The 8743-nt window shown below is 45.7% G+C and carries 6 protein-coding genes; 5 read left to right on the forward strand and 1 reads right to left on the reverse strand.

Annotation, left to right across the window (positions count from 1 at the left end; all coding sequences use genetic code 11):
- Positions 1-119: 119 nt before the first annotated feature.
- From ACTRWF_RS17015 to yghU, 4 genes are all read left to right on the forward strand, one after another.
- Positions 120-2783 (forward strand): penicillin-binding protein 1A, encoded by a 2664-nt coding sequence (locus tag ACTRWF_RS17015; protein ID WP_012517023.1) that lies wholly within the window; start codon positions 120-122, stop codon positions 2781-2783.
- A gap of 78 nt (positions 2784-2861) precedes the next feature.
- Positions 2862-4553, forward strand: coding sequence for an NAD-dependent malic enzyme (locus tag ACTRWF_RS17020; RefSeq protein WP_012517024.1), 1692 nt, complete (start codon positions 2862-2864; stop codon positions 4551-4553).
- A 305-nt stretch (positions 4554-4858) separates the two neighbouring features.
- Complete coding sequence (locus ACTRWF_RS17025) at positions 4859-5125, forward strand: hypothetical protein (RefSeq protein WP_020742762.1); 267 nt, start codon at positions 4859-4861, stop codon at positions 5123-5125.
- 290 nt (positions 5126-5415) lie between these two features.
- Complete coding sequence (gene yghU, locus ACTRWF_RS17030) at positions 5416-6273, forward strand: glutathione-dependent disulfide-bond oxidoreductase (RefSeq protein ID WP_012517026.1); 858 nt, start codon at positions 5416-5418, stop codon at positions 6271-6273.
- Between the two features lie 48 nt (positions 6274-6321).
- Here yghU and ACTRWF_RS17035 read toward each other — a convergent pair whose 3' ends face one another.
- Positions 6322-6849, reverse strand: a complete 528-nt coding sequence (locus ACTRWF_RS17035) for a hypothetical protein (protein ID WP_041702980.1) — start codon at positions 6847-6849, stop codon at positions 6322-6324.
- 375 nt (positions 6850-7224) lie between these two features.
- On the opposite strand from ACTRWF_RS17035, the gene ACTRWF_RS17040 reads away from it, so the two are divergent.
- A complete protein-coding gene (locus ACTRWF_RS17040) occupies positions 7225-8700 on the forward strand; it encodes a catalase (RefSeq protein WP_020742763.1) in 1476 nt (491 codons plus the stop codon).
- Positions 8701-8743 lie beyond the last annotated feature (43 nt).

Raw genomic sequence — 8743 nt, forward strand, 5'->3', positions numbered from 1 at the left:
CAATGGTAGTCGCTCTAAAGTACAATATTACTCTATTAGTATTGTGCGTATGGTTCTACAGATAACACATACGTATAAAATATACGTCATTTCAACAAAATGTCTTGGTATCCGTTACAGTGAAGTACATCAAACCACTTATATTATTTAGCTTCCTATCAGGCCTTATTGGTGTTGCAGCACTGGTAGGTATTTACTTTTATATCAAACCTGACCTACCAAGTGTTACTGTACTTAAGGATGTACGACTGCAAACACCAATGCAAATATACACCAAAGACGGAAAACTTATTTCTCAGTATGGAGTTAAACGGCGGATCCCGGTAAAACTTGAGGAAGTACCTCAAGAATTAATTGACGCCATACTTGCTACCGAAGACAGTCGCTTCTTTGAACACCATGGTATTGACCCCATTGGCATTATGCGGGCTGCGGTAAGCTTAGTACTAACTGGCGAAAAACGTCAGGGCGCAAGTACCTTGACCATGCAGCTAGCGCGAGGCTTCTTTCTTACTCGTGAAAAAACATATATCAGAAAGATAAAAGAAATCTTTATTGCTTTACACATGGAGCAGGAGCTTTCTAAACAAGATATTCTCGAACTCTACCTTAACAAAATTGAATTAGGCCACAGAGCGTTTGGCTTTGGTGCTGCGGCTCAGGTGTATTACGGAAAGCCGCTCAACGAGCTTTCTTTGGCGCAAATAGCTACCATCGCCGGTCTTCCTAAAGCCCCTTCCGTACTCAACCCCATTAGTGGGCCCGAGCGGTCAGTGGAACGCCGCCGCGTAGTATTGCTGCGTATGCTAGATGAAGAATACATTACTAAAGCACAATTTGATGAAGCAGCGAGTGCGCCTGTTACCGCTAAGAAGCATGGTGCCGAAATTGAGGTAGATGCACCTTATCTCGCCGACACCATTTACAACGAAATGGTTGAAATTTACGGGAAGGAAGAGGCAGAAACCGGTGGGTATCAGGTGTTTGCGACTGCAACGTCTGAGCTTCAGCTCGCCGCACAACGGGCTGTTGTGCGAAACTTACACGACTACGACGAGCGTCATGGTTATAAAGGCCCTCTTGGTTACTTATGGAATATCCCTAAGTCCGAGAGTAAAGATGAAAAAATCCCTGAACTGTCATTGAGCTTCGACATAAGCAATAAAACCTCAAGAGATGACTGGGACAATACGTCTATTATTCGAGTACTAGAAGAGGTGCCTCACATCAAGCCTCTGATGCCGTCTGTTGTGACCAAGGTAGACGAGCAATCTATAGATGTACTGTCTGTAGATGGTGAAACTCGCACAATAGCTTGGGACGGGCTGGATTGGGCGCGCCGCTACATCACAGACTTTAGGCAGGGCAGCGACCCTAAAACCGCTTCAGATGTGACCCAAGAAGGGGCTGTTATTTATATTAGACAGCAAGAAGCACAGTGGCGTATTTCGCAAATTCCCGAAGTCAGCGGCGCATTTATCGCGCTTAATCCAGAAAACGGTGCAGTTGAAGCGGTAGTAGGCGGTTATAGCTTCTATCAAAGTCAGTTCAACCGCGCTACCCAGGCTAGGCGTCAAGTGGGTTCGAATATCAAGCCGTTTGTGTATTCTGCTGCCATCAATAGCGGCTATACCTTAGCGTCCATTATTAACGATGCCCCGATTAATCAGTGGAATGCTGCTACAGGCGTTGCTTGGCGCCCGCAAAACTCTCCCGCTGAGTACGACGGGCCAATAAGAATGCGTAAGGCGCTTGGTAAGTCTAAAAACGTAGTGTCGGTTAGACTGTTGCGCGGTGTGGGGCTGAGAGAAACCGCCGACTACTTAACCCGTTTTGGCTTTAATAAAGATGATATTCCACTAGATGAAACGGTATCTTTGGGGTCGAGTTCTCATACACCGCTTGAAGTGGTAAGAGGCATGTCGGTTATCGCTAACGGCGGTTACTTAGTCAATCCCCATTTCATCAGTAAAGTGTTGGATGAAAACGGCGATGAGCTTTGGAAAGCGAACCCCGTGTGGGCGTGTAATCGTTGTGAAAGTCAAAGCGAGGCTGAAATATTGCCAGAAGATGACGAGGCTGACATTGAAGCCTTGCTTGCCGCGGAACTAAATCAAGACATTATACTTGGCGACGCCGGTGGCGAAGAAGATGCACAGAAAGTGATCGCCCCTCAAGTTATCACTGCGCAAAACGCCTTCTTAGTGGCGGAAATGATGCGTACCGCCGTTCGGGCTAATGGCAATTGGAGTAAGAAAACCTATTGGTTGGGCACAGGCTGGCGAGCACGAAATATACTTCAGCGAACTGACATTGCCGGTAAAACGGGTACTACAAACGACTCTCGAGATACCTGGTTTAGTGGATTCCACAAAGATCTCGTTGCTACGGCTTGGGTGGGCTTTGACAACATGGGTCGGCAGTTGGGTCGCGCCACGCGAAACCAAAACCTTATAAACAAAAATCCAGAAAAATTTAACTGGATAGGCAATGCACTTATTGGCACGGAAGACGGCGCTAAGGCGGCGGGACCGGCGTGGATTAGGTTTATGCAAAAGGCGTTAAAAGATAAACCTCATACGCCTATGCCCGTGCCAGAAGATATTGTGCGGGTTCGCATTGATCGTACCAGTGGGAAGTTGACCCGACGTACAGACCATACGACACTATTTGAATATTTCCTGCAAGGCACAGAACCAACTACCTATGTTCGCGATGACGAGGTGCTGGACCCTGCCACGCAGGATAAAGCGACTGCGCCAGAGCCAGAAGAAATATTCTAATTATAAGCAGGCACGTTTTAGGCGTGCCGCTTCGGGCTTAGGCGATGTATTTTGCCTGAACACATTATCGGAAATCCAATGTCAGAAGATTCACAGCGATATCTTTATATTCCTCACGCCGGCCCTTCATTGCTGGAAACCCCCCTACTTAATAAAGGCAGTGCCTTTAACGCTCGCGAGCGGGCTGCGTTCAACCTAACAGGGTTAGTTCCACCTCGATATGAAACCATAGAAGAGCAGGTGGAACGCGCTTACATGCAATATAGCAGCTTTGATGAAGCGCTTAATAAGCACATTTATTTGCGCGCCATTCAAGACAACAACGAAACGCTGTTTTACCGCCTCATTCAAAAACATATCGATGAGATGATGCCTATCATCTATACACCGACGGTGGGAGATGCCTGTGAGCAGTTTTCTGATATATACCGCAGTTCACGCGGTCTCTTTGTATCTTATGAAGAGCGTCATCAGCTAGACGACATTGTACGAAATGCGACTAAACGCAAAGTGAAGGTGATTGTTGTTACCGACGGTGAGCGCATTTTGGGTCTAGGTGACCAAGGTATTGGCGGTATGGGTATTCCTATTGGTAAGCTTTCATTGTACACCGCTTGTGGGGGTATTAGCCCAGCATATACCTTACCGGTAATGCTTGATGTGGGTACTAACAACGAAAAGCTCTTGAACGACCCTATGTACATGGGGGCCCGCCATCCGCGCATTGGTCAGGAGGAGTACGATGAGTTCGTAGACATGTTTATCAAGGCGGTTAAGCGCCGCTGGCCTGATGTCATGATCCAGTTTGAAGACTTCGCACAGCCAAACGCTATGCCTTTGCTTAATCGCTATCGCAATGAAGTGTGTTGCTTTAACGACGATATTCAAGGTACCGCTGCGGTAACGCTTGGTACCATTTTAGCGGCCTGTAAAACTAAGCAGCAGAAGCTTAGCGACATGAAAGTTGTGTTTGTGGGCGCGGGTTCAGCGGGCTGTGGCATTGCCGAGATGCTTATACAGCAAATGGTCTTTGAAGGTCTAAGTGATGAACAAGCGCGTAAGCAAGTCTTTATGATAGACCGCTTTGGCTTGGTAACCGAAGGCATGGAAGGCTTGCGCGACTTTCAACAAAAGCTTCAGCAGAAGCAAGCCGATTTAGCTGAGTGGACATTCAGTGGTGATTACGCATCGTTACTTGATGTTATGCACTGTGCGCAACCAGATGTTCTCATTGGTGTTTCAGGACAGCCTGGTTTGTTCACCGAACAAGTTATTCGCGCCATGAAGCAAGGTTGCGAATTACCTATTATCTTCCCGCTGAGTAACCCATCTCGACAAGTAGAAGCGCGACCTGAGCAGGTTATCGAGTGGACAGAAGGCGAGGTTATTATCGCAACAGGTAGCCCGTTTAAACCTGTTGAGTACAACGGCAAAGTTATTCCAATTGCGCAATGTAACAACTCCTATATTTTCCCTGGCATTGGCCTTGGGGTTGTCGCTTCAAAAGCGAAGTTAATAAGTGATGAAATGCTAATGGCTGCAAGTAACGCACTTGCAGCGGCGTCGCCATTAGTCAACACAGGGTTGGGGTCGCTGCTACCCCCGCTAGCTGCAATTGCTGAAATAAGCCGTGAGATTGCTTTTGAAGTGGGAAAGGTGGCGATGGAGCAGGGGCTTGCCTTGGAAATGTCAGATGACGCACTACGCGACAGCATAGAGCGCAACTTCTGGAAAGCGGAATATCGCCCGTATAAACGCGTGAGTATTTAAAATTTAACGTAAGTTTTAAAAAGCAGGCTGAGCCTGCTTTTTTTGTACCTGCAGTTAGTTCACTCAAACTTTATATAAGTCAGTTCAACGAATGACGGTGCTTTATCGCGAGTATTTTGTTCACTTAGAAAATACAGTGACAGCGCTTTGTAAAAAGGTGTTGCAGATGCGCAACATTTCCTGGCCAAAACCTCCCTCATAATACCTTTTCCTTTTTTAAATTATTGATTTTGTTGGTTTATTTATTTTTGGCATAATGGTTGATACATCTCGTCAGAAGCCAAAAGGAGCAAGAGGTGTTATTGATGACAAAAAAGACGAACAGTAAGCTAAGTTCTTTCTACTCGCGCGTGATAAAGCGCTCATTTTCTACGTCATTAGTGATGGCCGCTCTTGCTACCCTTGCTGCATGCGATGGCTCCCATATCAACGATGAAGCACATTTAAAGGCAGTGCCCTCTAGTCACGCCTCTCCTAAACCTTCTCCAAAAACTTCCTTAGATGAAGGGCAAGAAATGTTTGCTTATTTGGATGAGTCAGAGCTCATTGATGCCTATTACGAAGTTAAGTGATTCGTTAGTAAGGTTTTAACACTATCGCTATTCCCCCGTGTCGCCTCAAGTAATGCGGTATTGGTGATTATCGAATAGTACCAGTTTGCGGGCAAAGGACTGCTCGCCTTTTATTCAAAAAAACCGCACGTTGTATTAATGCAATGTGTGGTTTTTTTATGTCAGTAAACTTATATTGCTGTTTATTAATCGACTGCTATGCGCCATAAGCCTTTAAAAGTTGTTCTTTATAGCCAAGTATTACCGTAGATATGATTTACGAAACAAATAAACTATGAGAAGGAATTGCTATGTCGACAGAAAGTAATTACACGCCACCTGAAGTTTGGACACAGGCCGAAGGAGACGGCAATAAATGGGCGAGCATCAACCGCCCAGTGTCTGGAGCAACGCACGAAGAAGCGCGCCAAATAGGCGAGCATGGACTGCAGCTTTATTCACTTGCCACACCAAACGGCCAGAAAGTTACTATTATGCTCGAAGAGCTTTTAGCTGCCGGCGTTAGCGAAGCACAATACGATGCGTGGTTAATCAATATAGGTGAGGGAGATCAATTTTCGTCGGGCTTTGTTGATGTTAACCCTAATAGCAAAATTCCTGCAATGGTTGATAGGACCACATCACCAGAGACCAAACTTTTTGAATCAGGTTCTATCTTAGTTTATCTGGCCGAAAAATTCGGTAAGTTCATTCCACAGGACCCACACGCAAAAGCAGAGTGTTTTAACTGGCTATTTTGGCAGGTAGGCTCAGCGCCTTACCTTGGTGGCGGGTTTGGTCACTTTTATAGCTATGCACCCTACCCAATGGAATATCCCATAAACCGTTTCACCATGGAAACTAAGCGTCAACTAGACGTACTTGATAAGCACCTTGCGAAAAATGAGTTTATGGCGGGGAGTGAGTACAGCATCGCAGATATGGCAATTTGGCCGTGGTATGGGAACTTGGTGTTAGGAAATTTATACGACGCAGCTACTTTCCTTCAAGTGCACGAATACTCGAACCTTATGCGCTGGGCGAAGCAGTTAGAACAGCGCGAAGGCGTTAAACGGGGTCGCATTGTAAATAAAACATGGGGCGACGATGGGCAACTAGAAAATCGTCATAACGCGCAAGATATTGACGACGCACTCGCAAAAGCTTAAGCACCATAAGTAGTTGGGGGCAGGGTCGTTACTCTGACCCCATTGCTTTTAAATGAGTTCTGCCACGCTTTTTAAGTAAGCTTTTTGCAAAGGCGTGAAGTCCCAATTGCTTAACGCTTCTTGAAATTGAAAATCTCCAATACGCCCTTGCCAATTTATCTTTGGTGCTGAAGGCCACGTTTCTATGTACACCAACTTACCGTGAAGGCAATGAAGTACTTCTCGCTTGGCTTGCTCTGTGCCGTCATAGGGCACTCGCTCGGTTACAATAGCGCCGTCCTCACAATCGGTATCAAAAAAAACAAAGCCACGATAGCTACCGCTTTGTGTAATGGTGACGAGCGAGGCGTAATCGCCGTTTTCAGATACCTTTCGTAAAGCCGGCAGTTGATTTTTCACTCGTTTAATCTGAATACGCTGAGACTCATCATGCCAGCGCCACCCTGAACTGCCCATAAATGTCAGCTCGCTATTTCTCTCGCTTATATCCATTAACGTTTTAAACGTATTCCACGAGGCTATCGCCACAATTAGCAGCATCAGTGCGCCTGTAATGTAGATAAGTAGTTTGGACATAGCAAATAGTGAATTGATGAATTTTGAATAATTACGGTTTAAAGGCGGCAGTAGACTTTTATTGCATAAAAGTAATGCGCCCAGCACTTCGCGTAAAAAACGAAGATAACGAGTTTATTGTGAAGGTCTTCAATAGTTTCCTTTTTCAAAAGGGATAAGAAGTGACACGGCTCATTAATTTTGCTAATTCAAAATCGCGATTAGCATTATCTATTTAGTTTACTTTAATAGTTTAATGGGATCGCTCATTATCTTTCTAAACGAAAAAGGTGATTAGAAGAATGTTTCAGAGTTCACCTTATGTAGTGCCTTGTTGAAGCGTTATCGTCATAAATTTGCTTCTTAACAGGCAAAACCGAACTAGAAGGAATTCGCATGAGTAAGTGTCCATTTTCAGGTACAGCCATAAACCCTACCACGCTAACGTCTAGCAATGGTGCGCCCGTTGCTAATGACAACCAAAGTCGCACCGCCGGACCTCGTGGCCCTGTTACTTTCGACAACCACTATTTATTCGAGAAGCTTGCGCACTTTAACCGCGAGCGCATTCCTGAACGCGTAGTTCACGCTAGAGGTAGTGCAGCGTATGGTACTTTTACGCTTACTAAGAGTTTATCCGATTACACCATTGCCGACTTTCTTCAGCAAGAAGGACAGCAAACTAACGTCTTTCTACGTTTCTCTACAGTAGGTGGTGGTCAAGATTCAAGCGACTACGCTCGCGACCCCCGTGGTTTTTCTGTGAAGTTTTACACCGAACAGGGCAACTGGGATATGGTGGGCAATAATACGCCAGTGTTTTTCTTGCGAGATGGCATTAAGTTCCCTGATTTTATACACAGCCAGAAAAAGAACCCGCGAACTAACTTACCAGATCCGCAGGCGGTATATGAGTTTTGGGCGAACAATCCGCAGTCATTACACCAATCAACAATTTTGATGTCAGATCGTGGTATTCCGCTGTCTTATCGCCACGTGAACGGCTACAGCTCTCATACATTGAGTTTATGGAATAAAGCCGGTGAGCGCTATTGGGTGAAGTGGCACTTTAAAACTAATCAAGGCATCAAAACGTTAACGAATGAAGAAGCGGCGAAAATGCCTGCTTACGGTGCGCAGCAAGACCTTGTTGAAAGCATTGATAACGGTGACTTTCCATCTTGGACTGTAAACGTTCAAATTATGACGGAAGAAGAAGCGCGTAATTACCGTATTAACCCGTTTGACTTAACAAAGGTATGGCCACACAGCGACTTCCCGTTGATTGAAGTGGGGCAACTGGAGTTAAATCGCAATGTGGAAAATTATTTTGCAGAAACAGAGCAAGCAGCGTTTGCGCCGAGCAATTTGGTACCGGGTATTGGCGTGTCGCCAGACAGGATGCTACAAGCGCGACTAATTGGATATCAAGATGCGCACAGGTACCGTATTGGCGCTAATTACAACCAAATACCGGTAAATGCGCCACGCTGTCCAGTGCACAATTATCAGCGTGACGGTGCGTTTGCAGGCGTTAATCCAGCACTTGCGGGAAGTGGAGCAAACTTCTATCCAAATAACCGTGCGCGAGTTGGTGAGCCAGCCGAAGCGCCAGAAGTACAAGAGCCACCAATGCCGCTAGAGCAAGATGCATGGTTAGATATTTATGATAACCGTGATGAAGACAACTACTCCCAGGCAGGCGATTTGTACCGCGTTATGAGTGAAGATCAGAAACAGCAGTTGGTAAACAATATTGCTGATGGTCTAAGCCAAGCTACACAAGACGTGCAAGAAGCTATGTTCGTGCAATACGACTTAGCCGATAAAGACTACGGCGCCAGTGTAAGAAAGGCGGTAGCCAGCAGATAGAGTAAATGGGGTCAGAGTTAATTACTGAAAAAGTACTCTGACC

The organism is Alteromonas sp. G5_S2_22_S1 (assembly GCF_054968525.1).

Coding starts and splice junctions, on each gene's coding strand:
- ACTRWF_RS17020 (WP_012517024.1), top strand. CDS start 2,862: ATGTCAGAAGATTCACAGCGATATCTTTATATTCCTCACGCCGGCCCT.
- ACTRWF_RS17025 (WP_020742762.1), top strand. CDS start 4,859: ATGACAAAAAAGACGAACAGTAAGCTAAGTTCTTTCTACTCGCGCGTG.
- yghU (WP_012517026.1), top strand. CDS start 5,416: ATGTCGACAGAAAGTAATTACACGCCACCTGAAGTTTGGACACAGGCC.
- ACTRWF_RS17035 (WP_041702980.1), bottom strand. CDS start 6,849: ATGTCCAAACTACTTATCTACATTACAGGCGCACTGATGCTGCTAATT.
- ACTRWF_RS17040 (WP_020742763.1), top strand. CDS start 7,225: ATGAGTAAGTGTCCATTTTCAGGTACAGCCATAAACCCTACCACGCTA.